19 protein-coding genes, 1 tRNA gene, 2 rRNA genes and 1 riboswitch (1 of these 23 running past the window's edge) are annotated in these 26,884 nt (G+C 60.6%); of the genes, 12 read left to right on the forward strand and 10 right to left on the reverse strand.

The window, feature by feature from the left end; genetic code table 11:
• Positions 1–45 precede the first annotated feature (45 nt).
• The 4 genes from nrdE to AC25BC_RS19205 all read right to left on the reverse strand — a co-directional run bounded on the left by nrdE (position 46) and on the right by AC25BC_RS19205 (position 5,803).
• Entirely contained in the window at positions 46–2,250 is a 2,205-nt protein-coding gene (gene nrdE / locus AC25BC_RS19190) for a class 1b ribonucleoside-diphosphate reductase subunit alpha (protein ID WP_128440368.1), read from the reverse strand.
• Positions 2,229–2,633, reverse strand: a complete 405-nt coding sequence (gene nrdI / locus AC25BC_RS19195; protein ID WP_128440367.1) for a class Ib ribonucleoside-diphosphate reductase assembly flavoprotein NrdI — start codon at positions 2,631–2,633, stop codon at positions 2,229–2,231. The genes nrdE and nrdI overlap by 22 nt, the downstream gene beginning before the upstream one ends.
• A 9-nt stretch (positions 2,634–2,642) precedes the next feature.
• Positions 2,643–2,864, reverse strand: a complete 222-nt coding sequence (gene nrdH / locus AC25BC_RS19200) for a glutaredoxin-like protein NrdH (protein WP_012759110.1) — start codon at positions 2,862–2,864, stop codon at positions 2,643–2,645.
• Positions 2,865–3,145: 281 nt separating this feature from the next.
• Positions 3,146–3,371: riboswitch (cobalamin riboswitch) on the reverse strand.
• Positions 3,372–3,535: 164 nt separating this feature from the next.
• Positions 3,536–5,803 (reverse strand): heavy metal translocating P-type ATPase, encoded by a 2,268-nt coding sequence (locus AC25BC_RS19205; protein WP_128440366.1) that lies wholly within the window; start codon positions 5,801–5,803, stop codon positions 3,536–3,538.
• 71 nt (positions 5,804–5,874) lie between these two features.
• Between AC25BC_RS19205 and AC25BC_RS19210 the strand changes: the two genes are divergently transcribed.
• Positions 5,875–6,297: a MerR family transcriptional regulator gene (locus AC25BC_RS19210; protein WP_012759112.1), complete on the forward strand. Its 423-nt coding sequence runs from the start codon at positions 5,875–5,877 to the stop codon at positions 6,295–6,297.
• A gap of 69 nt (positions 6,298–6,366) precedes the next feature.
• A complete protein-coding gene (locus AC25BC_RS19215) occupies positions 6,367–7,581 on the forward strand; it encodes a TIGR03862 family flavoprotein (RefSeq protein ID WP_128440365.1) in 1,215 nt (404 codons plus the stop codon).
• Between the two features lie 145 nt (positions 7,582–7,726).
• On the opposite strand, the gene msrB is transcribed toward AC25BC_RS19215, so the two are convergent.
• Positions 7,727–8,212, reverse strand: a complete 486-nt coding sequence (gene msrB, locus AC25BC_RS19220; protein ID WP_012759114.1) for a peptide-methionine (R)-S-oxide reductase MsrB — start codon at positions 8,210–8,212, stop codon at positions 7,727–7,729.
• Positions 8,213–8,420: 208 nt separating this feature from the next.
• Between msrB and AC25BC_RS19225 the strand changes: the two genes are divergently transcribed.
• From AC25BC_RS19225 to AC25BC_RS19270, 10 genes are all read left to right on the forward strand, one after another.
• Complete coding sequence (locus AC25BC_RS19225; RefSeq protein ID WP_128440364.1) at positions 8,421–9,380, forward strand: helix-turn-helix domain-containing protein; 960 nt, start codon at positions 8,421–8,423, stop codon at positions 9,378–9,380.
• A gap of 166 nt (positions 9,381–9,546) precedes the next feature.
• Positions 9,547–11,055: an aldehyde dehydrogenase gene (gene adh, locus AC25BC_RS19230; RefSeq protein ID WP_128440363.1), complete on the forward strand. Its 1,509-nt coding sequence runs from the start codon at positions 9,547–9,549 to the stop codon at positions 11,053–11,055.
• Between the two features lie 217 nt (positions 11,056–11,272).
• Positions 11,273–11,665 carry a DUF779 domain-containing protein gene (locus AC25BC_RS19235; RefSeq protein WP_012759117.1) on the forward strand — a complete coding sequence of 131 codons (393 nt, stop codon included), beginning with the start codon at positions 11,273–11,275 and terminating at the stop codon, positions 11,663–11,665.
• A 105-nt stretch (positions 11,666–11,770) separates the two neighbouring features.
• Positions 11,771–12,367, forward strand: a complete 597-nt coding sequence (locus tag AC25BC_RS19240; protein ID WP_113548574.1) for a DJ-1/PfpI family protein — start codon at positions 11,771–11,773, stop codon at positions 12,365–12,367.
• 25 nt (positions 12,368–12,392) lie between these two features.
• On the forward strand, positions 12,393–12,743 hold the full coding sequence (locus AC25BC_RS19245; protein WP_012759119.1) for a ribbon-helix-helix domain-containing protein: 351 nt from the start codon (positions 12,393–12,395) through the stop codon (positions 12,741–12,743).
• A 155-nt stretch (positions 12,744–12,898) separates the two neighbouring features.
• Positions 12,899–13,606, forward strand: a complete 708-nt coding sequence (locus tag AC25BC_RS19250; RefSeq protein ID WP_128440362.1) for an SDR family NAD(P)-dependent oxidoreductase — start codon at positions 12,899–12,901, stop codon at positions 13,604–13,606.
• A 236-nt stretch (positions 13,607–13,842) separates the two neighbouring features.
• Positions 13,843–14,976 (forward strand): calcium:cation antiporter, encoded by a 1,134-nt coding sequence (locus AC25BC_RS19255; protein ID WP_128440361.1) that lies wholly within the window; start codon positions 13,843–13,845, stop codon positions 14,974–14,976.
• Positions 14,977–15,114: 138 nt separating this feature from the next.
• Positions 15,115–15,879: a bestrophin-like domain gene (locus AC25BC_RS19260; RefSeq protein ID WP_128440360.1), complete on the forward strand. Its 765-nt coding sequence runs from the start codon at positions 15,115–15,117 to the stop codon at positions 15,877–15,879.
• A 543-nt stretch (positions 15,880–16,422) separates the two neighbouring features.
• A complete protein-coding gene (locus AC25BC_RS19265; protein ID WP_128440359.1) occupies positions 16,423–17,619 on the forward strand; it encodes an efflux RND transporter periplasmic adaptor subunit in 1,197 nt (398 codons plus the stop codon).
• Between the two features lie 41 nt (positions 17,620–17,660).
• Entirely contained in the window at positions 17,661–20,831 is a 3,171-nt protein-coding gene (locus AC25BC_RS19270) for an efflux RND transporter permease subunit (protein WP_128440358.1), read from the forward strand.
• A 97-nt stretch (positions 20,832–20,928) separates the two neighbouring features.
• Here AC25BC_RS19270 and AC25BC_RS19275 read toward each other — a convergent pair whose 3' ends face one another.
• The 5 genes from AC25BC_RS19275 to AC25BC_RS19295 all read right to left on the reverse strand — a co-directional run.
• The gene (locus AC25BC_RS19275) at positions 20,929–21,747 is read right to left on the reverse strand and encodes a hypothetical protein (RefSeq protein WP_128440357.1); all 819 of its coding nucleotides are present in this window, start codon (positions 21,745–21,747) and stop codon (positions 20,929–20,931) included.
• Between the two features lie 267 nt (positions 21,748–22,014).
• A complete protein-coding gene (locus AC25BC_RS19280; RefSeq protein WP_128440356.1) occupies positions 22,015–24,537 on the reverse strand; it encodes a methyl-accepting chemotaxis protein in 2,523 nt (840 codons plus the stop codon).
• A 672-nt stretch (positions 24,538–25,209) separates the two neighbouring features.
• Positions 25,210–25,286: transfer RNA gene (locus AC25BC_RS19285), tRNA-Met, on the reverse strand.
• Between the two features lie 130 nt (positions 25,287–25,416).
• A 5S ribosomal RNA gene (gene rrf / locus AC25BC_RS19290) occupies positions 25,417–25,531 on the reverse strand.
• Positions 25,532–25,760: 229 nt separating this feature from the next.
• Positions 25,761–26,884: ribosomal RNA gene (locus AC25BC_RS19295) — 23S ribosomal RNA — on the reverse strand (it continues 1,782 nt past the right edge of the window).

Below are 26,884 nucleotides of genomic sequence, written 5' to 3' on the forward strand. Positions count from 1 at the left end.
GAACTGCGAACCCTCCCGTTCCTTGCAGCGCCAGCAGCATTCAAATCACAAGGTACAGGATACGCAGCCCTGCACCTCGGTGCCGGACAGCGCCATCTGGCGAAGGCGGATGTAGTAGATCGTCTTGATGCCCTTCTTCCAGGCGTGGATCTGCGCCTTGTTGATATCGCGCGTCGTTGCCGTGTCGCGGAAGAACAAGGTCAGTGACAGGCCCTGGTCGACATGCTGGGTCGCCGCCGCATAGGTGTCGATGATCTTCCCCGGTCCGATCTCGTAGGCATCCTGATAATAGTCGAGATTGTCGTTGGTCATGAACGGCGCCGGATAATAGACGCGGCCGATCTTGCCTTCCTTGCGGATCTCGATCTTCGAGACGATCGGATGGATCGAGGAGGTCGAGTGATTGATATAAGAGATCGAGCCTGTCGGCGGCACTGCTTGCAGGTTCTGGTTATAGAGGCCGGAGGCCATCACCGCCTTCTTCAACGCCACCCAATCTTCCTGCGTCGGAATGTGAATGCCTGACGTCTCGAACAGCGCCTTGACCCTCTCCGTCGCAGGCTCCCAGAGCCGGTCGGTATATTTGTCGAAATAGTCGCCGGAGGCATATTTCGAGTTCTCGAAGCCCTTGAAGCTCGCGCCGCGTTCGACCGCCAAAAGATTCGAGGCGCGGATCGCGTGGTAGGTCACCGTGTAGAAATAGATGTTGGTGAAATCGACGCCTTCCTCGGAGCCATAGAAGATGCGTTCGCGGGCGAGGTAGCCGTGCAGATTCATCTGGCCGAGGCCGATCGCATGGCTCTCGTCATTGCCCTTCTCGATCGAAGGGACTGAGGAGATGTGGCTCATGTCGGAAACAGCACTCAACGCCCGGATCGAGGTCTCGATCGTCTTGCCGAAATCGACCGAATCCATCGCTGCCGCGATGTTCAGCGAGCCGAGATTACAGGAGATGTCCTTGCCGAGATGTTTGTAGGAGAGGTCGTCGTTATATTCGCTCGCCTCACTCACCTGCAGGATTTCCGAGCATAGATTGCTCATCGAAACACGTCCGGCGATCGGGTTTGCCCGGTTCACCGTGTCCTCGAACATGATGTAGGGATAGCCGCTCTCGAACTGGATTTCGGCAAGCACCTGGAAGAATTCGCGTGCCTTGATCTTCTTCTTGGAGATGCGGGCGTCGTCAGCCATCTCGCGGTACTTTTCCGTCACCGAAATCTCGGTGAAGGGCACGCCATAGACGCGCTCCACGTCATAGGGCGAGAACAGGTACATGTCCTCGTTGTTCCTCGCGAGTTCGAAGGTGATATCGGGCACGACGACGCCGAGCGACAGCGTCTTGATGCGGATCTTCTCGTCGGCATTTTCGCGCTTGGTGTCGAGAAAGCGCATGATGTCGGGGTGATGGGCATTGAGATAGACGGCCCCCGCGCCCTGCCGTGCGCCGAGCTGGTTGGCATAGGAAAAACTGTCTTCGAGCAGCTTCATGACAGGTATGATGCCCGAGGACTGGTTCTCGATATGCTTGATCGGCGCGCCCGCCTCGCGGATATTCGTCAGCGACAGTGCCACACCGCCGCCGCGCTTCGACAATTGCAGCGCCGAATTGATCGACCGGCCGATCGATTCCATATTGTCCTCGACACGCAGCAGGAAGCAGGAAACCAGTTCGCCGCGCTGCTTCTTGCCGGCATTGAGGAAGGTCGGCGTCGCCGGCTGGAAACGGCCGGAAATGATCTCGTCGACCATGTCGCGGGCAAGGGCCTCGTCGCCGCGCGCGAGCGCCAGCGCCACCATGCAGATGCGGTCCTCATAGCGCTCGAGATAACGCTTTCCGTCGAAGGTCTTCAGCGTATAGCTGGTGTAATATTTGAAGGCGCCGAGGAAGGTCGGGAAACGGAATTTCTTGGCATAGGCCTGGTCGAACAGGTCGCGCACGAAATTGAAGGAATACTGGTCGAGAACCTCCTGCTCGTAATAGCCCTCGGTCACGAGGTAATCGAGCTTTTCCCGGAGATTGTGAAAGAACACCGTGTTCTGGTTCACATGCTGCAGGAAATACTGCTTGGCCGCCAAACGATCCTTGTCGAGCTGGATCCTGCCCGCATCGTCATAGAGGTTCAGCATCGCATTCAGCGCGTGATAGTCGAGCGTTTCCGCCGCTTTCAAAGGGCGTTCGCCGGCGGGATGAGCAAAAGTGTTATGCGGTTTTGCGCCCGCATCCCGCGTCAGAGGTGTTCCCGTGTCCAAAACCGTTCCATTCCGTGTTTGACGTTGGCGACATCCGCTTCTGTGCCCAGCAGTTCGAACCTGTAGAGGTAAGGCACCTGGCACTTCTTTGAGATCACGTCGCCGGCGAGCCCGTATGTTTCGCCGAAATTGCTGTTGCCCGCGGCAATCACGCCGCGGATGTGTCCTCGGTTTTCCGTATCGTTGAGGAAACGGATCACCTGCTTGGGAACGGCGCCCTTGCCGCCGTCGCCGCTATAGGTCGGCACGATCAGCACGAAGGGTTCGCGGATATGGAACGAGTCTGCGCCATTTGGCGGAATGCGCGCCGCGCGCAGTCCGAGCTTGGCGACGAACCGATGGGTGTTCTCGGACCGGCTGGAATAATAGACGATCAGAGCCATCGCCTTTCCTCAGGAAAGTGCGCTGATCATGTCGGGACGGAAGCCGGCCCAATGCTGCTCGCCGGCGATGACGACGGGCGCCTGCATGTAGCCGAGGCTGCGGACCCGATCGAGCGCTTCGGCATTCTGCGAAATATCGACGATGTCATAATCGACCCCCAACCGGTCGAGGGCGCGGTAGGTGGCAGTGCATTGGACGCAGGCAGGCTTGCTGTAGACGGTGATGGTCATGATATTCCTCGTGACGACGCGATTGGGACGCAGGACATCGATCGGAAATCTCGCGATATCCGTCGAAAACACTCTGTATTTTGCAGCGATGCGGCTCGTTCAGCCGCTGGGCGTGACCCGCCCTCTACCTCTAGCGGGTGGCGGCCTGAACTGAGATACTGACATGACTTCACCCCGAAGTGGCTCAATGCGAAGGTTTCGGGGGCGGAGGCTCGGGCCTGCGAAACGCGATGCGGAGATTCCCCGCAGCCATGCAACGCGACCTTCCGGACACCCCGCCCGTGGACGTTTCGTTCGAGGCAGGTCTCCTGGCTCACGGGTCAAAGCACCCTGCCCCAGCCTTCCCGGAGCATCATGCTCCAGTGACCTGAAATCGGACAGTTGCTCGCCGCTTACAGTTGCGGGGGCAGCTCCGGCATTGCCGCGCCATGATGGCGAAACGCACCGTATTCCCGTCTTAGCCGCCGATCCTCACGAATCGACGGAACCTCGAACACTAGATATGGTACGCGAATCGCTGATGACGTCAACAAGTTGTTGTGGCAGCGCAGCAATGGCGGCAGCGAATCGCCGTGACTGTGTATGATGTGGATAACGAAGCGTTAACGGAAAAGCGCTGTGGAGAACCCGTCAGAAAAGAGCCGGCAGAAGCCGGCTCCCCGAAACGACATTCATATTTTTATTCGAAGCAGCCTGAGCGCGTTGATCGTCACCAGCACGGTGGCGCCGGTATCGGCGAGGATCGCTGGCCAGAGCCCGGTAATGCCGGCGATCGTCGTCACCAGAAACACCGCCTTTAGCCCGAGTGCGATGGTGATATTCTGCAGGATGTTGCGCATCGTGCGTTTGGAAAGTTCGATCATCCGCGCCACGTCGCCAACGCGTCCGTGCAGCACGGCGGCATCCGCCGTCTCCAGCGCCACATCGGTGCCGCCGCCCATAGCGATACCGATATCGGCAGCGGCCAGCGCCGGAGCATCGTTGATGCCGTCGCCGATCTTGGCGACGATGAAGCCTTGGCGCTTCAATTCGCCGACGACCCGCTGCTTGTCCTCCGGCATCATCTCGCCGCGCCAGTCGATGCCGAGCATGCCGGCAACGGCTGCTGCCGTCCGCTTGTTGTCGCCGGTCAGCATGATAGCCTTGACGCCTGCTGATTTGAGGGCAGCGAGCCCGGCCTCGGCATCCTGACGCGGCTCGTCGCGCATGGCGATAAGGCCGGCCACAACACCGTTGACGAGCAGCACCGACACGCTCTTGCCCTCGTCGTTCAACGCCGAGATGCGTGCATCCTGTTCAGCACTGAGCGTCCCGCGCTCGCGGGCGGCGGGCGGCGACAAGAGGTCCAGCGTCTCACCACCGACTTTGCCGCTGACGCCCTTGCCCGGCAGCGCTTCCAGCTCGAAGGCCGGCGGCACGGGAACGCCGTCCGCCTTGGCGCGGTTGAGGATCGCCAGCGCCAGCGGATGGCTGGAACCCTGTTCCAGCACCGCCGCGCGCGACAGCACCTGCGCCTCGGTCAGACCAAAGGAAATGATGTCAGTCACCTGAGGCTTGCCTTCCGTCAGCGTGCCTGTTTTGTCGAAGGCGACCATCGTCACCTTGCCGAGCGTCTCCAGCACCGCGCCGCCCTTCATCAGCAGCCCGCGCTGCGCACCGGATGAAAGCGAGGCAGCGATCGCCGCCGGCGTTGAGATGACGAGCGCGCAGGGGCAGCCGATCAAAAGGATCGCAAGGCCCTTATAGACCCATTCGCCCCATGGCCCTGCGAACAGCAGCGGCGGAACGACCGCAACCAGCGCTGCGACCACGACCACGCCGGGCGTGTAATAGCGCGAGAACCGATCGATGAAGCGCTCGGTCGGCGCCTTCGATTCCTGCGCCTCCTCCACCAGCTTGACGACGCGGGCGATGGTATTGTCGGCCGCGGCCGCCGTAACGCGAACCCTAAGCACCGCATCGCCATTCACCGTGCCGGCAAAAACGACGGCATCGACGCCCTTACGCACTGGCGTGCTCTCGCCCGTCACCGGCGCCTCGTCGATCGCGCTCTCGCCTGAGAGGATGATGCCGTCCGCCGAGATCCGATCGCCAGGACGAACCATGATGATGGCCCCGACCGAAAGGCTTTCCGCCGGCACCTCCCGTGTCTGCCCATTGTCTTCGAGCAGCGAGGTCTTCGGCACCAGCGCCGTCAGCGACTGGATGCTTTCGCGCGCCTTGCCCGCTGCCACCCCTTCCAGCAGCTCGCCAACGAGGAACAGGAACACAACGGTCGCCGCCTCTTCGCCGGCATTGATGATAACGGCGCCGACGGCGGCGATCGTCATCAGCATCTCGATCGAAAACGGTGTGCCTGAGAAGGCGGCCATGATGGCGCGCCGCGCGATCGGCACCAGCCCGATCAGCATGGCGACGATGAAGGCGTAGGACGCGATCGCCGGCACGAGATGGCCGACGGTGTAGGCGGCAACGAGTGCTCCACCCGAAAGGATGGTCAGCCGGCCCTTCCTGCTCTGCCACCAGGGACCGGCCATCGGCGCATGATCGTGCCCGTGCAACCCCTCGATTTCCTTCTCGCCATGATCGTGGGGATGGTCATGGCTATGACCTTCATGATCATGTACCGCATGATCGTCGTCATGGCCCGCGTGATCGCCGCAGCCATGTCCATGATCGTGACAATGCTGTGAGCCCTGAGTATGCGCAGGCGCAGCGTTTCCGGCAAGCGGCGCGACGGAATAGCCGAGCCCCGTCACCTTCTTCTCGATCATCTTGAGATCGCTGCTGCCATCGTGCCGAACGGTCATCGTGCCCGCCATCACCGAGACGGAAACATCGGCGACACCCGCCACGCGTCTGACCGCCGTATCGATCTTGGTTGCGCAGGCGGCGCAATCCATGCCGCCAACCCGGTATCGTGTCTCGCTCTCAGCCATCATCCGCTTCCTTGTCAAACAGAAGCATCTCTCCTACATCCTATAGCGACTAGAGGTGCAAGAGGAAAATCATGAAAAAGATCACCATTGGCGAAGCCGCGCGCCAAAGCGGCGTCAAGGTGCCGACGGTGCGCTATTATGAAAGCATTGGCCTGCTCGCCGCCCCGAGCCGCAGCGAGGGCAACCAGCGCTCCTTCGAGCCCGCCGATATCAGCCGTCTCGCTTTCATCCGCCACGCCCGCGAACTCGGTTTCGAGATCGACGCGATCCGCACGCTGCTCACCCTGCAGGACGATCCGCACCAGTCCTGCGCCTCGGCCGACGCCATCGCCAAGGCCCGCCTCATTGAGGTCGAGCAGCGCATCCGCAGCCTGATGGCGCTGAAGGCCGAGCTGGAAACCATGGTGGAAGGCTGCGGCCACGGCCGCGTCGACCAATGCCGCGTCATCGAAGTGCTCGCCGATCACGGCCAGTGCACGCATCCGCACCACTGATCTCTGCCCTTGCAGGCGATCCGCGCCCGCGCCAAAACTGAACGCAGATACAATCGGGCGAAGACATCAATGAACCAGAAGCGGATTGCGATCATCGGCGGCGGCCCGGCGGGTCTCGCGGCTGCCGAACTGCTTTCCCGTTCCGGTCATGCGGTGACGGTCTACGACGCCATGCCGACCTTTGCCCGCAAATTCCTGCTGGCCGGCAAGTCCGGTCTCAACATTACCCATTCCGAGGATTATGCCCGTTTCACCACGCGCTTCGCCGCGGCTTCCGCCCGCCTGCGCCCCGCTCTTGATGCGTTTACCCCTGATGATATCAGGAATTGGGCAAGCGAGCTCGGGACGGAAACCTTCATCGGCTCGTCCGGCCGGGTTTTTCCGAAGGTGATGAAGGCCTCGCCTTTGCTGCGCGCCTGGCTCAGGCGGCTGGAGGCACAGGGCGCCACGCTGCGCACCCGCCACCGCTGGACCGGTTTTGCCGAAGACGGCTATGTTTTCGAAACGCCCGAAGGGCGCAGCATCGTCCATTGCGACGCGGCCCTGCTCGCGCTCGGCGGCGCAAGCTGGCCGCGCCTCGGCTCCGATGCTGCCTGGGTGCCTTGGCTGGTCGGCAGGGGTGTGGAAATTCACAGTTTTCAACCCGCCAATTGCGGCTTCGTCGTCGGATGGAGCGGGAACTTCAGCGAGCGTTTCGCCGGCGAGCCGGTAAAATCGGTCACCGCAACATCCGAGGCCGGCACGTTTCCCGGCGAATTCGTCATCACCGAGAGCGGCATCGAGGGCAGCCTGATCTATGCCCACACCGCCAGCCTCCGCGATCGGCTGCTGATCCACGGCAGCGCCGCCCTGACGCTCGACCTCGCACCCGGCCGCACCATCGACAGGCTGAGCCGCGACCTTGCACGGCAGGACGCCAAATCAAGTTTTTCGAACCGCCTGCGCAAGGGCGCCGGCCTCGACGGCGTCAAGGCGGCGCTGCTGCGCGAACTCGCTCCCGAGCGCGACCGAACCGTTCCGGAGCGTCTCGCCGGCATGATCAAGGCCCTGCCGGTGCCGGTGATCGAAACCCGCCCGATCGCCGAAGCGATCTCCTCGGCCGGCGGCATCCGCTGGAGCAGCATCAACGACAGCTACATGTTGAAGGCACTGCCCGGCACCTTCGTCGCCGGTGAGATGCTCGACTGGGAAGCGCCGACCGGCGGCTATCTCCTCACCGCCTGCCTGGCGACCGGCCGGACGGCAGCCCGCGGCATCGAAGCCTGGTTGCAGCGCAGAGCATGATGCCGAAAAGTGTGATCGGTTTTCGGACGACATCATGCTCCAACTCTTAATTTAGAACAGGATTCAGATTTTAGGCCGACCCGGCCTAAAATCATCCTGTTCTAAACGCAGGCAGTCATCAGCACCGCGTGAGATCATCCCTCAGTCAGGCCGAGGCCGGACGGAATGTCATGGCGAGCCCATTCATGCAGTAGCGAAGCCCGGTTGGCTTCGGGCCATCATCGAAGACATGGCCGAGATGCCCACCGCAGCGGCTGCAGTGCACGGCGTTGCGCACCATGCCGTAAGTCGTGTCGTTCGTGGTGCCGACGGCTTTTTCGAGCGGCGCCCAGAAGCTCGGCCAGCCGGTGCCGCTGTCGAATTTGGTGGTCGAGGAAAAGAGGTCCTGATCGCAGCCAGCGCAGACGAAATTGCCCTTTCGCTCCTCATGCAGCAAGGCACTGGTGAAGGGCTGTTCCGTCCCCGCCTGGCGCAGGATGACATATTGATCCGGCGTCAGCAGCTTGCGCCATTCCTCGTCGGTGTGGGTCACCGCAAACGTCTCGGCGGCGATCGCCTTGCCGGCTAAGTCCAAGTGAACCGCGAGCGCCCCAAAAGCGGCGCCCGTCAGCAACAATCGTCTGTTCAGCATGGTCGGATCTCCTCGTCTGGCAAACCTTGCTTCTGCAAAGAACTACGAGAAAGAGGGTCTTTTGTTACACCATGGCCACCCAAACACCGAAATGTGATTTCCGTCACTTTCGTCAGGAAGCGCCGCACGCTGACGCCCGCCAGCGCCGGCCGATTGCAAACCAGCCATTTTTCTATCAGAATGTGCTGAAATTCGATGGGAGGAGCCGATGCACGAACACTCAGCGCACGCCGAGCACGTCTACACATCTGCCCAGCGCGATTCTGCGGCGGCGAGTTCCCCTGTCGTCGCCTCATGGCGGCGGTGCATGACCATGCACCAGCTCGCCCCCGAGGACCAGCGGGCTCCACTGCGCCTGACCGACCAGGAATTCCGCCGCGCGCGCGAGCAGTCCGAACAGCTGATTGCCAGCGCCACGGAAGAGCTCGATCGTCTCTTTACCACCGTTGGCAGGGCCGGCTGCTGCCTGCTTCTGACCGACAAGAACGGCATCGCGCTGGAACGCCGGGGCGCTGCCGGAGACGACAAGGAATTCCGCGAACTCGGCCTCTGGACCGGCTCGGTCTGGACCGAGGCCAGCATCGGCACCAACGGCATCGGCACCGCACTTGCCGACGAGCGTGCCGTCGCCATCTTCCGCGATCAGCATTTTTTCAGCTCGAACACCAGCCTCAGCTGCACGACCGCGCCGATCCGCGATCATCGTGGGCAGGTGGCAGCAGCCCTCGACATCTCCGCATGCCGCGAAGACGTCAACGAGATGACGCTGGCGATCCTGACGCAGACCGTGCGCGATGCGGCGATGCGCATCGAACTCAACCTTTTCCGCTCGGCCTTTGCCGGCGCGCGTTTCCTGATGGTCCCGGCCGGAGCCAATTCCGCTGCCGCCCTGCTCGCCGTCGACAGGCACGATCTGGTGCTCGGCGCAACGCGCGCCGCCCGCATCGCGTTGCAGCTGGACGACAAGCGCATCGCCGCCGGCATTCCGGCGGCCGATGCCCTGCACGAGGCTGGCGTCTCCCAGCAGGATGAGATCGTCGAGGCGGAGAAGGCGGCACTCTTGCGGGCGTTGTCGCGCGCCGGCGGCAATGTCTCGCAGGCAGCGATCGCACTCGGCATCAGCCGTGCCACGCTGCACAGGAAGATGAAAAAGCTCGATCTCCACTGATCGGTGTAAAGGTCCCGCTCCTGGAGGAATCGTGACCCGATGCTGTCGCAGGTCTGCGACACTGTGCACTGCGGTATGGAAGACCCGCCCTAGTCCCTCCGCCAAAACATGCTCATTTTCCTCCCACTGGTTCGCTTGGGAACCTGGATCATCAAGGGAGGATGACATGCTTCATCAGAAAATCGTCGAGTCGCCGTTCAAGCTGAAATACGGCAACTATATCGGCGGCGAATGGCGCGAGCCGGTCGAGGGAAAATACTTCGAAAACCTCACGCCCGTCACCGGCGGCAAGCTCTGCGACATTCCCCGCTCCAATGAAAAGGACATTAACCTCGCACTCGACGCCGCTCATGCGGCAAAGGAAAAATGGGGTCGCACCTCGGTTGCCGAGCGCTCCAATATCCTCATGAAGATCGCCCAGCGCATGGAAGACAAGCTTGAATTGCTCGCCCAGGCTGAGACCTGGGACAATGGCAAGCCGATCCGTGAAACCATGGCGGCCGACATTCCGCTGGCGATCGACCATTTCCGTTATTTCGCCTCCTGCATTCGCGCCCAGGAAGGTTCGATCGGCGAGATTGACCACGACACTGTCGCCTATCACTTCCATGAGCCGCTCGGCGTCGTCGGCCAGATCATTCCGTGGAACTTCCCGATCCTGATGGCCACCTGGAAGCTGGCGCCCGCACTTGCCGCCGGCAATTGCGTCGTACTGAAACCCGCCGAGCAGACCCCGGCCTCGATCCTGGTCTGGGCTGAACTCGTCGGCGATCTCCTGCCGGCAGGGGTCCTCAACATCGTCAACGGTTTCGGCCTCGAAGCCGGCAAGCCGCTGGCGACCAGCCCGCGCGTCGCTAAGATCGCCTTCACCGGCGAGACGACGACAGGCCGGCTTATCATGCAATATGCCAGCCAGAACCTCATTCCGGTGACGCTGGAGCTCGGCGGCAAATCGCCGAACATCTTCTTCGCCGACGTGATGGCGGAAGACGACGACTTCCTCGACAAGGCGCTCGAAGGCTTTGCGATGTTTGCCTTGAACCAGGGCGAAGTCTGCACCTGCCCGAGCCGCGCCCTCGTCCAGGAATCGATCTACGACCGTTTCATGGAAAAGGCCGTCAAACGCGTTGAGGCGATCAAGCAGGGCAACCCGCTCGATAGCGCAACGATGATCGGCGCCCAGGCCTCGACCGAGCAGCTGGAAAAGATCCTCGCCTATCTCGACATCGGCAAGCAGGAAGGCGCGGAAGTGCTGACCGGCGGCTCGCGCAACGATCTCGGCGGCGAGCTGGCGAACGGCTACTATGTCAAGCCGACGATCTTCAAGGGTCACAACAAGATGCGCGTGTTCCAGGAGGAAATCTTCGGGCCGGTGGTTTCGGTGACGACCTTCAAGAACGAGAAGGAAGCGCTCGAAATCGCTAACGACACGCTCTACGGCCTCGGCGCCGGCGTCTGGAGCCGCGATGCCAATCGCTGCTACCGTTTCGGCCGCGAGATCCAGGCCGGCCGCGTCTGGACCAACTGCTACCACGCCTACCCGGCCCATGCCGCCTTCGGCGGCTACAAGCAGTCGGGCATCGGCCGTGAAACCCATAAGATGATGCTCGACCACTACCAGCAGACCAAGAACATGCTGGTGAGCTACAGCCCGAAGGCACTCGGCTTCTTCTGAGATGCTTCGGCATGGTGGGAGGGTCTCAACCCCCTCCCCAACCCCTCCCCACAAGGGGGAGGGGCTTAACCCGTTGAACTGCCTCGTTCTAAAAAGACATATCTTCTTGCCGAAACTTCGGCGTGGTGAGCTGTCGGAGCGGCATTATAAGTCCCTCCCCCTTGTGGGGAGGGGTTGGGGAGGGGAATTCTCCTCCCGAAACTTTGGAGGAAGAGTGATGGAAACCACCGTCAACGGCGAACCGCGTGTTCTCGCAACCGACGCAGCTCTCGATCTGATCGCAGAAATCAAGCGCGATCATCCCGATATCCTCTTCCACCAGTCCGGCGGCTGCTGCGACGGCTCCTCGCCGATGTGTTATCCGGCCAACGAATTCATGATCGGCGACAGTGACGTCAAGCTCGGCGAGATCGGCGGCGTACCTGTTTATATCAGCGCCGGCCAGTTCGAGGCGTGGAAGCATACGCAGCTGATCATCGACGTCGTGCCCGGCCGCGGCGGCATGTTCTCGCTCGACAATGGCCGCGAGAAGCGCTTCCTCACCCGCTCCCGCCTCTTCGGCGGCGGCGAGGCCTGCGCAGTGCCTGATGTGAAGGTCAGGGCGGTCTGAGGCTGTCGTTCGACCGGTGGGAATTTCGCCTGTAGTATTCCCATAGTACCTGCTCTCCACAGCTCTTTGCTAAGCTCCGCCAGTTGGTTTCAAAGGGAGGAAACGATGCCAGCCTCAAAGATCCTGATGATAACAGGTGATTTCACCGAAGATTACGAAACGATGGTGCCGTTCCAGACACTGCTCGCCTGCGGCTATACGGTCCATGCCGTCTGCCCCGGCAAGAACGCTGGCGAGACCGTCGCCACCGCCATCCACGATTTCGAAGGCGACCAGACCTATTCCGAAAAGCGCGGCCATAATTTTGCGCTGAACGCCACTTTCGACAGTGTGCGGGCCGAAGATTACGATGCCCTCGTCATCCCCGGCGGCCGCGCGCCAGAATATCTTCGCCTCAATGCCGATGTCCTCAAATTCGTCCGGCACTTCTTCGACGCAGGAAAACCCGTCGCCGCCATCTGCCATGGCGCGCAACTGCTCGCCGCCGCTGGCGTGCTGAAGGGCCGCACCTGCTCGGCCTATCCCGCCTGCCGGCCGGAGGTCGAACTTGCCGGCGGCATTTATGCCGACATCGCTATCAGCGATGCAGTCTCGGACGGCAATCTGGTCACGGCGCCCGCTTGGCCGGCGCATCCGTCGTGGCTGCGCCAGTTCATGGCCGTGCTCGATGCCGCAGCACTGCTCGAAACCAACGCCGCCTGAGAAGGGCGGCACCGGGGAGGACGATATGTGTGAACTGTTTATCAAGGCGGATGCTCGGCTCTGGGAAAGCGCCACCCGATCGCTGCGCATCGACGGCATGGTCACCAGCGTCAGGCTGGAGAACTTCTTCTGGGCGAAGCTGGAGGAAATCGCCCGCCGCGACGGCATGAATGTCGTCCAGCTGATCACCCGGCTGCATCATGAATCGATCGATGCCGGCCACGATCTCGGCAACTTCACGTCTTTCCTGCGGGTCTGCTGTGCCCGCTATCTCGACCTGCAGCTCACCGGCGACATCCCGGCCGATGTCACCCGTCCCATCGCCGGCCTCGACGCGCCTGTCATCCTCGACCGCGAACGGGCGAAATATCATTGAAAGCTGGTCCGACAGGCGATCAAAGACGAACGGCCTGCGGATAGCTTCGCTGGCCGTTTTGCAAACATCTGGGCGGCGGGCTTGCGCTGCCGCACAGCCTGGATCAACAATGCGCGGCACCGTCCAGCGCGGGCACCGTCAGGAGATCGATTGCCATGAAAGACCAGAAAGCCGTGATCGTCACCGGAGCCGGCGGCAACCTCGGCAGCGCCGTTGTCCGCGAGCTTGCCGGCGCCGGCGCGAAACTCGTCTGCATGAACCGTTCGAGCCATGAGCTGGAAGCCTTGGCCGGCGATCTTCCTGCCTCCACGGAGTTTCTGTCGATCGCCGGAACGGATCTCACCGATTATGCTACCTGCGCCGCCGCCGTCGCTCGGGCCGTCAAGCGCTTTGGCGGCGTCAGCGCATTGGTCAACACCGTCGGTGGCTTCCAGATGGGGCTGGTCGGGCCGGAGGCACCCGCGCAGTGGGAGACGATGATGACCGCAAACGCCCGCACTGCCCTGACAATCAGTGCCGCGGTTCTCCCGACCATGAAGGCCGCCGGCTACGGCCGCATCGTTCATGTCGCCGCCGCGCCCGGCCTGAAGGCTGGCGCCAAGCAGGCCGCTTACGCCGCCTCTAAAGCCGCCGTCATCCGGCTGACCGAGGCGATCGCTGCCGAATGCCGCGACGATCGCATCACCGCCAACTGCATCCTGCCCGGGACGATCGACACGCCCGAGAACCACGCGGCCATGCCCGATGCGAAGACGGACGGCTGGGTATCGCCGCAATCGATCGCCCGCCTCATTGCCTTCCTGATTTCGCCGGCCGCAGCCGTTGTCACCGGTGCTGCAATCCCGGCGACCGGCCGCGAATAACGCAAGGCGCGGCGCGATCGACCGTCGGCGACTGCTCCTTTGTCTAGATCCGTGGGTGATGAACGACAGAACCCTGCAAGTTTTAATCAGTGATCTACGATCTGGCTTGAGCTTCGGTTCGCCTTGAGGCAGCCTCGTCTGCGCCTGCTCATGGGACGGGCAGGGGAACAGCGGGCGGAGACAATGGTGTTGATGATCGCATTGCAGCGGCATTTGCCAGAAGGCGGATGGTTTCGATGACGGAGGGTCCGGCATTGCGCGCCGTCGGCGCAACCAGCCTGGTGCGCGAGGAATGGTTCCTCGGCGTCAGCGTCGTGACCAGCCTGACGTTTCTTGCCTTCCAGGAGCAGCTCTTCGGCCGGCTTGCCGATCCGCTTTGGTTCACTGTCGTTTTCATCTGGCTATTTGCCGTCGTCCTAGGCTCCGCTCTGTCGGTCGTGCGGCATGCGGATCATCTGGCGGAGCGGCTGAAGGAGCCTTACGGTACGCTCATACTGACGCTCGCCATCACCTCGATCGAGGTGATGGCGATATCGGCCGTCATGATCCATGGCGAGAACAATCCCACGCTTGCGCGCGACACGCTGTTTGCGGTCGTCATGATCATCCTGAACGGCATGGTCGGCCTGTCATTACTGCTGGGTGCGTGGCGGCGACCGGAACAACAGCATAACCTGCAGGGCGCCAACGCCTATCTCGGCGTCATCGTGCCGCTGGCGACCCTGAGCCTGGTGATGCCGACATTTCTTGCAGGCCCGGACGGACAACATCCATCGGCACCGCGGCAACTGATCCTGGGCATTATCTCGGTCGGCCTTTACGCCACCTTTCTGTTTCTTCAGGCCGGCCGCCATCAGGATTATTTCGCCGACGACAGCAATCGCCACGAGCATCATAGTGAACATGCTCCTCCCCGCGGGCCGGTCTGGCCTCATGCCATTCTGCTTTTCGCCTATATGGGTCCCGTCGTCTTTCTGGTCGAACAGCTTGCGCGGCCGATCGATTACATTATCGAAACCCTGCATGCCCCAACCGCATTTGGCGGTGTCGTCATGGCCATCCTTGTCGCGACACCCGAGGCAATCAGCGCCGTGCGCGCGTCCGTCGCCAACAATCTTCAGCGCGCCGTCAACATCTTTCTTGGTTCGGTATTGTCGACGATCGGGCTAACCGTGCCGGCAATGCTTGTCATCAGCCGTCTTTACGGGCACCCGGTGACGCTCGGCCTGGAACATGGAGACCTGGTGATGCTCCTACTCACTCTGGCCGTCAGCATCATCACCTTTGCCAGCGGCCGCACGCACCTCATGCAAGGTGCTGTCCATCTGGTGCTTTTCCTGGCTTACGTGCTGCTCATTTTCCAGCAATGAAACCCGCCCGATTTCGGCCGCGCAAGATCAGGAAAGTAAAGAGTTCCGTGCTTGGTCCGTCTTCCGCTATGATGACGGGAGCTATTGCGCAGCTTGCAAGGTGGCTGCAGGACTTACGTGGCAATACGGAGACCGGACTTGGGCTCACTGTTGGTTGGCGGGCTTGTATTTGTTTTTCTGTCGATGGCAACATCGATAGGATTGCTGGTGCGCGGCCGCTTGCCGGATCACCATCTCAATGCAGAATCCAAGGATGTCATCAGGCTGGCGACCGCCGTGGTGGGAACGCTGTCGGCTCTGGCTCTCGGCCTTCTGATCGCATCCGCCAAGTCGTCCTATGACAACGCCGAAGTGGAAATGAGAACGGCGGCGGCACGGGTACTCCTGCTTGACCGCGTCATGGCGCAATACGGGCCGGAAACCAACAAGGCGCGTCAATTGCTGCGTGAACTCATCGAGAAACGGCTGAGCCGTGGCTGGACTGCCGAAACCACCGACGAGACATCCGGCAATGCGCCGGGGGAATATCAGGATATCGAGGCGGTTCAGGCCGACCTTCGATCCCTGGCGCCGAGGGATGCCGTGCAGCACTCTCTCCAGGCGCGTGCGCTGGAAGTGAGCGGCATGTTGGCCGAAACCCACTGGCTGTTGGTCGAATCCGGCAAAGAGGGTTTGCCCTGGGCCTTTCTGACCGTTCTCGTCTGTTGGCTCTCGCTGCTCTTTGCGACCTTCGGGCTGCAGGCGCCGGCCAATCCGACAGTGCTGTCAATTCTGCTCGTCTGCGCCCTGTCCGTCGCCGGCGCCATCTTCCTGGTTTCGGATATGGCCAACCCATATGTCGGGCTGATCCGTGTTTCGGATGCACCATTACAGTTTGCCATCGAACGGCTGGGGAAACCCTAGAGCCTTTCCGGGTTAGATTGAAGCATTCTGCCGGAGCAGGTTTTCGTCAGGGCAAAGGCGATTGGCGAAGGGCATACCCTTGGTACGTCCGAGCCGATCGCCTTTGATCCTGGCGCAAAGATGCCCGGCCCTTCGGGTTGGCTGAAACGGGCCGGCTGATCGACCGGCCGGCTTGGCCGTAGAGCTGGGCTACGACGCGCGCCGGCCGGTCGACCATCCGACTCCGTTTGAGCCAACAGAATGCTTCAATCTAACCCGGAAAGGCTCTAGCCGCGTCATCTTGTCCATCGATGGACGAGCTCACAGTTTAATTGTGCACCAGCAGCTATTGCAATTTTTAACAATGCCGCGACATAATATCGCATGCCCGGAACTTTTCGGAGAGGGGTCGTCTCCACCGAGGCACGCATGAAGACTACAGCGCCGCGCGTCTTTTCAGACGCGCAAAGGACGCAGTAGATCATTGAAATTGCTGCATAATTCAAAAAACCGATTTGCTTCTATGAATTATGCAGTAGGCTCGTAAACATCGGGGCGGCGGCAATGCGTGTGAGATTGTATCAGGGTCTGCACCTGTCCATGATGCTTGCCGGCATGGCAATTCTCGCTGGCTGTGAGGAAAGCGGCAACACCTACGTTGCCCCTCCTCCACCTCCGGTTCGTGTCGCCCAGCCGGTCCAGCAACCGGTAACGCTCTATTTCGAACTCACCGGCAACACGGCGCCGCTCAACTCCGTCGATATCGAGGCGCGCGTCCAAGGCTACGTCCAATCGATCGATTACCAGGACGGCATGACGGTGATGAAGGGCACCAAGCTCTTCGGAATTGAGCGCAACACTTATCAGGCACAACTGGATCAGGCCAAGGCATCGCTCGCCTCGCAACAAGCGTCCCAGGTCGGCGCGAAGCAGGAATACGACCGGCAGCTCAATCTGTCGAAGCAACAGGTCACCACCCAGACCGCGGTTGACAGCGCCAAAGCGACGCTCGACGAGGCGAATGCATCCATCCTCAATGCCCAGGCCAATCTCGATCTTGCGACGATCAACCTCGGATATACGGAGGTGCTTGCCCCGTTCGACGGCACCGTCACCGATCACCTCGTCGATATCGGCGCGCTTGTCGGCGTATCCGGTCCCACCAAACTCGCCAGCATCGTTCAGACCGATCCGCTTTATGCCTATTTCAACGTCAGCGAAACCCAGGTGCTGATGATCAAGGAAACCCTGGCAAGGCAGGGGCGCACCTTCAAGCAGACGGATCTTCCGAGCATTCCGGCAGAACTCGGCCTGCAGACCGAGGAAGGCTACCCGCATAAGGGACATCTCGACTACGTCTCGCCGCAGCTCGATGCCTCCACGGGCACGCTTCAGGTGCGCGCCCTCTTCGATAACAAGGACCACGCCATGCTGCCTGGTCTCTTCGTGCGCGTCCGGGTGCCGGTCGGCCACAACGACAAGGCTCTGCTGGTGCGCGACGACGCCATCGGAACGAACCAGCTGGGCAGCTACCTGCTCGTTCTAGGCAAGGATGACGTCATCGAGCAGAAGCAGGTCAAGACCGGCCAGCGCGAAGGTGCGCTCCGTGTCATCGACTCCGGCCTCGATCCGGCCGACTGGGTCGTAACCCAAGGTATCCAGCAGGCCATCCCCGGCAGCAAGGTCACGCCCGAGAAAATGGAAATGAATCCACCGGCAGCTGCCGCCGTCGATGCCAAGGCCAAGGCCACCACGCAATGAATCCGCCGCCATGCTTCATCTGAACGTCTAAGGACAACAGCATGATCTCGCGTTTCTTCATCGAGCGACCGATACTCGCCAATGTTCTGGCGCTGGTTTTCGTGCTCATCGGCGCGGTGGCCCTGTTCCAGCTGCCTGTGGCGCAATATCCGAATGTCGTTCCGCCGACGGTGCAGGTGACGACGCGCTTCCCGGGCGCCAGCGCACAGACCCTCGTCGACACCGTCGCGCTGCCGATCGAGCAGCAGGTCAACGGCGTGCAGGACATGCTCTACATGCAGTCGACGAGCGCCAGCGACGGCACTTATTCGCTGACCGTGACCTTTGCCATCGGAACGGATCCGGACCAGGCCCAGGTTCTGGTGCAAAACCGCGTCGCCATAGCGATGTCATCGCTTCCCGAAGCGGTGCAGCTTCAGGGCGTGACGACGCAAAAGAAATCGACGGCGATCCTCGGCTTCGTCAGCCTGACCTCGCCCGACAGTCGCTATGACAGCCTGTTCCTGTCGAACTACGCCGTCATCAATCTGCAGAATGAACTCGCCCGCCTGCCGGGTGTCGGCAACGTTACCGTGTTCGGTGCCGGCCAGTATGCCATGCGCATCTGGATGGATCCGAACCTGCTGCAGGCGCGCGGCCTGACGCCGCAGGATGTGGTCAGCGTCGTGCAGCAGCAAAGCCAGGAGGTTGCCGCCGGCCAGATCGGCATTCCGCCGGTGCCGAAGGGGCAGGTCTTCCAATACACGCTGAACGTCAATGGCCGGCTGAACGAGGCGGCCGACTACGAAAACATCGTCGTCAAGGTCGAGAGCGGACAGGGCGGCCGTGTTACCCGGATCCGCGATATCGGCCGCGTCGAACTCGGCGCCCAGACTTACAGTCAGTCCTTCATGCAGAACGGCCGGCCGGCTGCCGGCATCGGCATTTTTCAGCTGCCGGAGGCAAATGCCATCGCGGTGGCGCAGGTGGTGAACACGAAAATGCAGGAGCTCTCGAAGAGCTTCCCGCCGGGCCTCGAATATCACGTGCCGTTCGACACGACAAAATTCGTCGAGGCCTCCATCGACGAGGTTTACGTCACCTTGATCGAGGCCGGCATTCTCGTTCTCATCGTCATTCTCGTCTTCCTGCAGGATTGGCGGGCGATGCTCGTGCCGGCGACCACCGTTCCGGTCACCATCATCGGCGCCTTCGCGGCCATGGCAGCATTGGGTTTCACCGTCAACCTGTCGACGCTGTTTGCCATCGTTCTCGCCATCGGTATCGTCGTTGATGATGCCATCGTCATTGTCGAAGGGGTCGCCCGACACATCGAGGCCGGCATGTCCGGCCGAAAGGCGGCCGAAAAGGCGATGGAGGAGCTGCTTGGCCCGGTCATCGGCATTACGCTGGTGCTGATGGCCGTTTTCATTCCGGCCGCCTTCCTGCCCGGCCTGACCGGACAGCTCTACCGGCAGTTCGCCCTCGTCATCGCCGCCACGGCACTGATCAGCGCCATCAATGCCGTCACGCTGAAACCGACGCAATGTGCCCTTTGGCTGCGGCCACCAGTCCCGCCAGAGAAACGCAACATCTTCTATCGCGGCTTCAACAAGGTCTACGACAGGGGTGAACGCAGCTATGCCGGGCTGATCGGATCGATGACCCGCCACAGCGGTATCATGGTCATAGCAGCACTTGCGCTGATCGGTGTCGCCGTCTGGGGGCTCGCCCGTCTGCCGACTGCGTTTCTGCCCATCGAGGATCAAGGCTATGTGCTGATCAGTGCGCAGCTGCCCGACGGCGCATCGAAGGAGCGCACCGACGCGGTGATGGAAGAGGTCGGCAAGATCGCCGAAGCCACGCCTGGCGTCGATCAGGTGCTGACCATCAGCGGCATCTCCGTTCTCGACAACAATGCCAGTCTGCAGAATGCCGGCGTCGCCTATGTCGTGCTGAAGGATTGGGACGAGCGCGGCAAGCAAAAGGGGCAGGATCTGCTGTCGATCTACCAGCATTTGAACGGCACGCTGCAAAGCGTGCTCGCCGCCAAGACGCTGGTGGTCGTGCCACCTCCGATCCAGGGCGTCGGCAATGCCAGTGGCTTTACCATGCAGGTCGAGATCAGGAACGGCATTTCCGACTACCCACTGCTGCAATCGCTTGCCGACACGATCGTCAAGAACGGCGGTGCTCAGTCATCCCTGCAAAGGCTGAGCACGCCTTTTCGCTCGAACGTGCCGCAACTCGCAGTCTCTGTCGACCGGATCAAGGCGGAGACGCTAGGGGTTACCGTGGGCCAGGTTTTCTCGGCTCTCTCCAGTTACGTCGGATCGAGCTATGTCACCCAGTTCAACAAATTTGGCCGGACCTTCCAGGTCTATGCGCAAGCCGCTTCCGATTTCCGGGTCAGCGCCGAAGACATCCGCAATCTGAAGGTCAAGGCCGGTGACGGCACGATGGTGCCGCTCGGCACGGTCGTCGATGTCACCGCGACACAAGGCCCATCTCTGATCAGCCTCTACAATCTCTACCCGTCTGCAACGATCGTTGGCGGGCCTGCCGCAGGCTTCAGTTCCGGCCAGTCGCTCGACGTCATGGAGCAGATTGCCGATCAGACACTGCCACCGGGCACAGGCTTCGAATGGACGGCGCTGTCCTATCAGGAGAAGGCCGTGGGCGGGCAGATCTATTTCATCTTCGCGCTCGCCATGCTCCTCGTCTATTTCGTGCTCGCAGGCCAGTATGAAAGCTGGATCTTGCCGCTGGCAGTCCTTCTCGCCGTGCCGCTCGCCCTCCTTGGCACAGTGGCAGCGCTTATGGCAGCCGGCGTTGCCAACAACCTTTATACGCAGATCGGCCTTATCCTGCTGATCGCGCTTGCATCGAAGAATGCCATCCTCATCGTCGAATATGCTAGGGAAAGGCGGGCGGAAGGCATGGAAATACTGGATGCGGCCGTCGAGGCCGCCCGCTTGCGTTTCCGGCCAATTTTGATGACGTCCTTCGCCTTTATCCTCGGCGTCCTGCCGCTCGTGCTGGCGACTGGCGCCGGCGCATCCGCCCGCAAATCTATCGGCATATCGGTCTTCAGCGGCATGATCGCCTCGACCTGCCTCGCCGTGCTCTTTGTCCCGTCCTTCTACGTCCTGTTGCAGCGCCTCGAGGAATATTGGAAAGGGCGCACAAAGACCGCAGGCCTGGCGGAAACGGAGATATCGAAGGTTCAGTAGGGCAGTCACGACGGCCCGTCGCGCGATCACCTACGGTTTGGTGCGCAGGCAGGTTGCCGTTCGGGGTGGCTCTTCACAGCGGGGATTCGAACAGCCACTAAAGTCCCGAGGTCAGCACCCTGTGACAGGCAGGCGACACGCGTTGCAGATTGTCCCGCAGGCAAGCGATACCCCGCCCTCCGCCCAGAGGCACCATCCGGCACAGGGCTCGAAAATCCGATCCGCAGGTTTCGCGCAGGACCATCAATTCCTCGCGCGGCGAGAAGGCCGGCATCATGGCCCGGGGAGCAGGTGTGGTCGCAACCGTCGCCGCGGCACCGCCGCCGGCTGGGGTTGATCCTGCTGATCCTCCCCCGGTAGATCCGCCCAAGGCCGCAACGGCTTGCTGACATGGCGCCGAAAGAGCGGCATTGTGCTGCTGCAAGCAGCTGAGTGCCTCGGTGCCGCCCGGTGTGACGCCGGAGCATTGCGCCATGAAATCCCGTTGGCAGGCCGATTTGACGGCGTTGCGCTGCGCCTGGGTCGGCTGATGCGCCGGTGTGCCCGTCGCCGGCGCTGGCGCTGGCGCCGTCGCCCCGGTAGTTGCGGGCGCCGCCGGGACCGGCTCCGCGGATGTCGACTTGGGTTTGCTCACCGCCGACACCGCCTTCCGGCAGCCCGCTGACAGTGTGGCATTATGCTGTTGCAGACAAGTGAGCGCCTCGATACCTCCCGGCGTCACCCCTGAACATTGTGCCATGAAATCGGATCGACATTCCGCCCTGATCGCATTGCGCTGCTCTTCAGTCGGCGCCTGCGCGGACGCGACACCAGCAAAGAGCACCACTGCGCAGAGCGCTGGCAATCCCGAGATACCAAACAGAAGACGACGCCGTCCCTGCGGAGCCGTCAGTAGAGAAGATGCCCACTTTCGCATTATTCCTCCCCCCTATAAATCTCTAATCTACTTCATGAAATCGAACGCCCTGCTGAAAAGGATAATAAACGCCCGCCAATTGGAGGGACGTTGCTTGCGGCTACGAAAATATTAAAACGCCGGCTCCACGTATATTAGAATATTGCTATTTTAGCAACTATCGTGCGCCTGAAAACTGATCAAGGAAAACGTATCACTCATCAGCCTCGTGATCGGAAACCATGCATCTCAAAGCAAGTTAACAGGTTCTGCGAATACATGCTGCCGTCATGCCGCAGCCTCGTACCCTCTTGAAGCCGGGCTCTCGTGGCCTTCAAGCCGAAAGCGTGCAATCATGTCGGTGAGTGCAAGCGCCTCGGACGATAGCTGTCGGGTGGCAGCATTCGTCTCTTCCACCATCGCTGCATTTTGCTGCGTCATACGATCAATATCGTTCACCGATGCGTTGATCGAATGGAGTGTCGTCGCTTGGTCGCGGCTTGACGAGGCGATGAGCTCGATATGACCGACGATGTGGACGATCTCGCTGGAAATCTCCATCAGCGCATCGCCGGTGCGGCCGACGAATTCGGAGCCGGACGCAACCTCGCGGACGGAATTGTTGATGAGCTCGCCGATTTCCTTGGCTGCGCGCGCCGATCGCTGCGCCAGCTCCCGCACCTCCTGTGCGACGACAGCGAAGCCCTTGCCGGCCTCACCCGCTCTTGCCGCTTCGACGCCCGCATTTAGAGCCAAGAGATTGGTCTGGAAAGCGATGGAGTCGATAGCGCTGACGATCTGCACGATCTTGCCCGACGCGTCCTCAATCCGTCCCATGGCCGAAACCGCGTTTTGGACCACTGAAGCCGAGGCGTCGGCGCCCTGTTTGGCGCGTTGGACAAGCGCAAGCGCTGCTGCTGCCCGTCCTGAAGAGGTGTTGACGGCGGAAGAAATCTCCTCCACTGCCGCTGCGGTTTCCTCAAGTGCGGCCGCCTGCTTTTCCGTTCGGCTGGCCAGGTCATCAACGGCTTCCGCCATCTGGCGACCATTGTCGCTGATGAGGGAAGAGGTCTCGCGGATATCGGAGAGCGTCTCCCTGAGACCCGCGACCGACATGTTGAAATCGGTGCGGATCCGGTCGAGTTCGGGGGCAAAGAGCTTATCGATGGAAAAATTCAATTCCCCCCGCGACAGCCGCGTGAGCCCTTCTGCAAGCGCCTCGATTGCGGCGTCAACCTGGACCTTGGCGCTACGTCGCTCGAGTTCGTTGCGGGCGCGCTCGGATTCCGCATCGCTACGCGCGATCTCTGCCTGTTGTTCCATCTCGACATTCGATAGCGCATTTTGTTTGAAGACGGAAAGTGCACGGGCCATTTCCCCGATTTCGTCGCCCCGTGCCTCGCCGGTGATTGCGGTATCGAGCCTTCCCTCTGCGATCTTGCGCATCGCTGCGGTAATCTGGGTGATCGGTCCCTTCAGGGTGACGACCAGCGCGGCACCCGCGGTCATAGCAATCAGGATGCCGATGACAATGGCGCCGCCAGATATTCTATTGGCCTGTTGACGATCCTGCCCAGCATTTTGCCTCTGCGTCTCGGCGAATTGAGCAAGCAGGTTCCAGGTGTTGTCGATCTGCCCCGCAGCGCTGTCGAACTCACCTAGCTTGCGCGCCGCACCTTCTGAGAGCGCTGCCGCGTTTGCCGCGAGCAGGTCGAGGACGGGTTGAGCCTTCTTCGGAATTTCGACAAAGAGGGGATCGTCGTTCACCACGCCGGCGAGACGGCCGAGCTCGGTCTGATACATGTAGATCGACTGCTGGACTTTCTTCACTCGCGCGTCGTCTGGATTTCCGGCGAGCTCGGCGAAGCCGACGCGGATCTCGTTATTGCTGTTAACGATGGCGCGCAGTTCGTTGCCGACATTCGTGGCCTGAGAGATATCCTTGTCCGACGCAGCAAGCGCAAGCACGGAGGTCCGCATCAGATCGTCGCCAATCGTCTTGAGACTGTCGCCAGTTGCAGCAAGATTGGCGACGGCGGTATCCGTTGCTGGGACATCCAAAGTGTCAGGCGACACCTTCGAAGCGTTGGCGATGGCATCCACAGCAGCGGCATACTGTGCGGCGAGGGCTTCGGTCGCTACAGCAGGCGAAAGCTGCTCCTTTGCCTTCTGCAAATCAGGCCCATATTTGGCTAGCAGGCCAACTTTGTCAGCCGGCGTCGTCGCGTTCGTATAGTCATTGCGAAGTTTTGTCGCGACACTGGCGGCGGCGCTGATGGAGACGGAATTGCTCAGGCCGCTCTTGTTGGTATTTTCCATCTTTTTCGCACTGGCCATCAGCATGAACGAGCGCTTGCCAACCTGCCCTTGCAGGTCAAGAAGTGCCGCGGAAGCAGCGTCCACATCACTGAGAATTTTCTGCTGTCCCGTTTCGATTTGCCAGATCGCTTCGATCTTTTGCGGGATGATTTGCGACTGATCAAGCGCCTGGTCAAGAAGCCCCACATCGGTCGTCGGCCTTAGCCTCTCGATCGTCTGCTTCAGGTTTTCCAGTTGCTTACGGGCGTCCGCAAGTGCTGTGTCTCGGGCTTCCTGCGACGGCTTCATCAGAAAGCCGGTCATGCTGGAAGAAACATGTTTGAACCCGTTCAGGGATTGCAAAACATGGTTGGAGATCTCCATCCGTCCCTCGAGAAGGCTGGACGCGTAGTATCCCGTCAGCCCCACTGCGCATAGGCTAAAGACGAATGGCGCCAATAGTACGAGCACCTTCGTCTGAATGCGAACCCGCGACATCAAACCACTTACCACGACCGCATCCCCACCACCGATTGGAGCTAAGCTGTCATTCTTTGTTTAAGAACCGATAAATGGGTTGATCCGAAGGCTATGCACGCTTCACCTATCGGGGCGAAGGCATGGTTCATCCTACCGGTAAGCAAAAACGCAAAAAGCCCGCACGAGGCGGGCTTTTGCGTATTATTGGGAATTTGGTTTCGGTTTGAGGCTTTGCCCCGTTGGGTCTTAAACAGTTCAGTGGACTGTTTTATCGGGCGGGCCCGATCGACCGCTCACCCTTCAGGTTATGGTGAGCTCTGCGAACGAGGAGCTACCATCGCCAGGGAAAGCGAAGCTTTTCCGCCAGCGATAAGAAGGTAGATGCTGATCTTTAAAAGGAAGGATTTGGTTTCGGGGGCAGGCTTTGTAGTTTTCTGTCCCGCTGCGTCGGCTTTGCCTTCTTGCGGGCCCCTGATTAGGCATTAAACCCTCGACCCGTTACCAAACAAAAAGCCGCCCTGAAGGCGGCTATTTGTTTGGTTGCGGGGGCAGGATTTGAACCTGCGGCCTTCAGGTTATGGTCCGCAGGACGAGGAGCTACCATCGCCAGCGAAGATGAAGTCTTCGCGCCAGCGATATTGCTCTCTTCTGGCAACACAAAAAGCCCCTGCATGGCAGGGGCTTGGGAGTATCTAAGGGAAGGATTGGTTGCGGGGGCAGGATTTGAACCTGCGGCCTTCAGGTTATGAGCCTGACGAGCTACCGGGCTGCTCCACCCCGCGCCAGAGCAAATCATTGAGATTTGCTGATGTATTGTAACACAAAAGGCCGCTTGTGAGCGGCCCTTTTTGTTCGGCATGGGCCGCAGAGTTTGTTCTGAGAAGATTGTTTTACATCAGTTGCGTTTTGCAGACCTGGCAGCGACCTACTCTCCCGCGTCTTAAGACGAAGTACCATGGGCGCAGGGGCGTTTCACGGCCGTGTTCGGAAAGGGAACGGGTGCAGCCACCCCGCCATAACCACCAGGTCGGCAAAGCGCAACTATATGTTTTGAGAAGCTGGCAGGCGTTAGCCTGTTTTCTTTTTTTGAACACGTCTTTGAACCTTCTTGAGGGCGTCGGAGCAGCGCTCCGCAAGGCCAAGTGGCCGTCGCGCCTTGTGGCGCGGCCCGTCCGGAGCGAAGCGGCAAAGCCGCGACAGCGCCAGGACAAAGGTCTGGCACATCGAACGAAGTTCGATGAGCATAGTCAATGAGAACGATCAAGCCAATCGAGCTATTAGTACCGGTAAGCTTCATGCGTTGCCGCACTTCCACACCCGGCCTATCAACGTGGTCGTCTTCCACGGCTCTGATAGGGAATACTCGTTTTCAGGTGGGTTTCCCGCTTAGATGCCTTCAGCGGTTATCCCGTCCATATGTAGCTACCCTGCTATGCCCTTGGCAGGACAACAGGTCCACCAGAGATATGTCCATCCCGGTCCTCTCGTACTAGGGACAGATCCTGTCAATATTCCTACACCCACGGCAGATAGGGACCGAACTGTCTCACGACGTTCTGAACCCAGCTCACGTACCGCTTTAATTGGCGAACAGCCAAACCCTTGGGACCTGCTCCAGCCCCAGGATGCGATGAGCCGACATCGAGGTGCCAAACAACCCCGTCGATATGGACTCTTGGGGGTCATCAGCCTGTTATCCCCGGCGTACCTTTTATCCGTTGAGCGATGGCCCTTCCACGCGGGACCACCGGATCACTATGACCGACTTTCGTCTCTGCTCGACTTGTCAGTCTCGCAGTCAGGCGGGCTTATGCCATTGCACTCGACGACCGATTTCCGACCGGTCTGAGCCCACCATCGCGCGCCTCCGTTACTCTTTCGGAGGCGACCGCCCCAGTCAAACTACCCACCATACACTGTCCCGGACCCGGATGACGGGCCGCGGTTAGACATCCATGACGATAAGGGTGGTATTTCAAGGATGGCTCCACGGAAACTGGCGTCCCCGCTTCAAAGCCTACCACCTATCCTACACATGCCGACACGAATGCCAGTGTAAAGCTATAGTAAAGGTGCACGGGGTCTTTCCGTCTGACCGCAGGAACCCCGCATCTTCACGGGGAATTCAATTTCACTGAGTCTATGTTGGAGACAGCGGGGAAGTCGTTACGCCATTCGTGCAGGTCGGAACTTACCCGACAAGGAATTTCGCTACCTTAGGACCGTTATAGTTACGGCCGCCGTTTACTGGGGCTTCGATTCAAAGCTTGCACCTCTCCTCTTAACCTTCCAGCACCGGGCAGGCGTCAGACCCTATACGTCGTCTTGCGACTTCGCAGAGCCCTGTGTTTTTGATAAACAGTCGCTACCCCCTGGTCTG

The sequence above is a fragment of the Rhizobium sp. WSM409 genome, assembly GCF_057653825.1.

Coding starts and splice junctions, on each gene's coding strand:
- nrdI (WP_128440367.1), bottom strand. CDS start 2,633: ATGGCTCTGATCGTCTATTATTCCAGCCGGTCCGAGAACACCCATCGG.
- nrdH (WP_012759110.1), bottom strand. CDS start 2,864: ATGACCATCACCGTCTACAGCAAGCCTGCCTGCGTCCAATGCACTGCC.
- AC25BC_RS19205 (WP_128440366.1), bottom strand. CDS start 5,803: ATGGCTGAGAGCGAGACACGATACCGGGTTGGCGGCATGGATTGCGCC.
- AC25BC_RS19210 (WP_012759112.1), top strand. CDS start 5,875: ATGAAAAAGATCACCATTGGCGAAGCCGCGCGCCAAAGCGGCGTCAAG.
- AC25BC_RS19215 (WP_128440365.1), top strand. CDS start 6,367: ATGAACCAGAAGCGGATTGCGATCATCGGCGGCGGCCCGGCGGGTCTC.
- msrB (WP_012759114.1), bottom strand. CDS start 8,212: ATGCTGAACAGACGATTGTTGCTGACGGGCGCCGCTTTTGGGGCGCTC.
- AC25BC_RS19225 (WP_128440364.1), top strand. CDS start 8,421: ATGCACGAACACTCAGCGCACGCCGAGCACGTCTACACATCTGCCCAG.
- adh (WP_128440363.1), top strand. CDS start 9,547: ATGCTTCATCAGAAAATCGTCGAGTCGCCGTTCAAGCTGAAATACGGC.
- AC25BC_RS19235 (WP_012759117.1), top strand. CDS start 11,273: ATGGAAACCACCGTCAACGGCGAACCGCGTGTTCTCGCAACCGACGCA.
- AC25BC_RS19240 (WP_113548574.1), top strand. CDS start 11,771: ATGCCAGCCTCAAAGATCCTGATGATAACAGGTGATTTCACCGAAGAT.
- AC25BC_RS19245 (WP_012759119.1), top strand. CDS start 12,393: ATGTGTGAACTGTTTATCAAGGCGGATGCTCGGCTCTGGGAAAGCGCC.
- AC25BC_RS19250 (WP_128440362.1), top strand. CDS start 12,899: ATGAAAGACCAGAAAGCCGTGATCGTCACCGGAGCCGGCGGCAACCTC.
- AC25BC_RS19255 (WP_128440361.1), top strand. CDS start 13,843: ATGACGGAGGGTCCGGCATTGCGCGCCGTCGGCGCAACCAGCCTGGTG.
- AC25BC_RS19265 (WP_128440359.1), top strand. CDS start 16,423: ATGCGTGTGAGATTGTATCAGGGTCTGCACCTGTCCATGATGCTTGCC.
- AC25BC_RS19270 (WP_128440358.1), top strand. CDS start 17,661: ATGATCTCGCGTTTCTTCATCGAGCGACCGATACTCGCCAATGTTCTG.
- AC25BC_RS19275 (WP_128440357.1), bottom strand. CDS start 21,747: ATGCGAAAGTGGGCATCTTCTCTACTGACGGCTCCGCAGGGACGGCGT.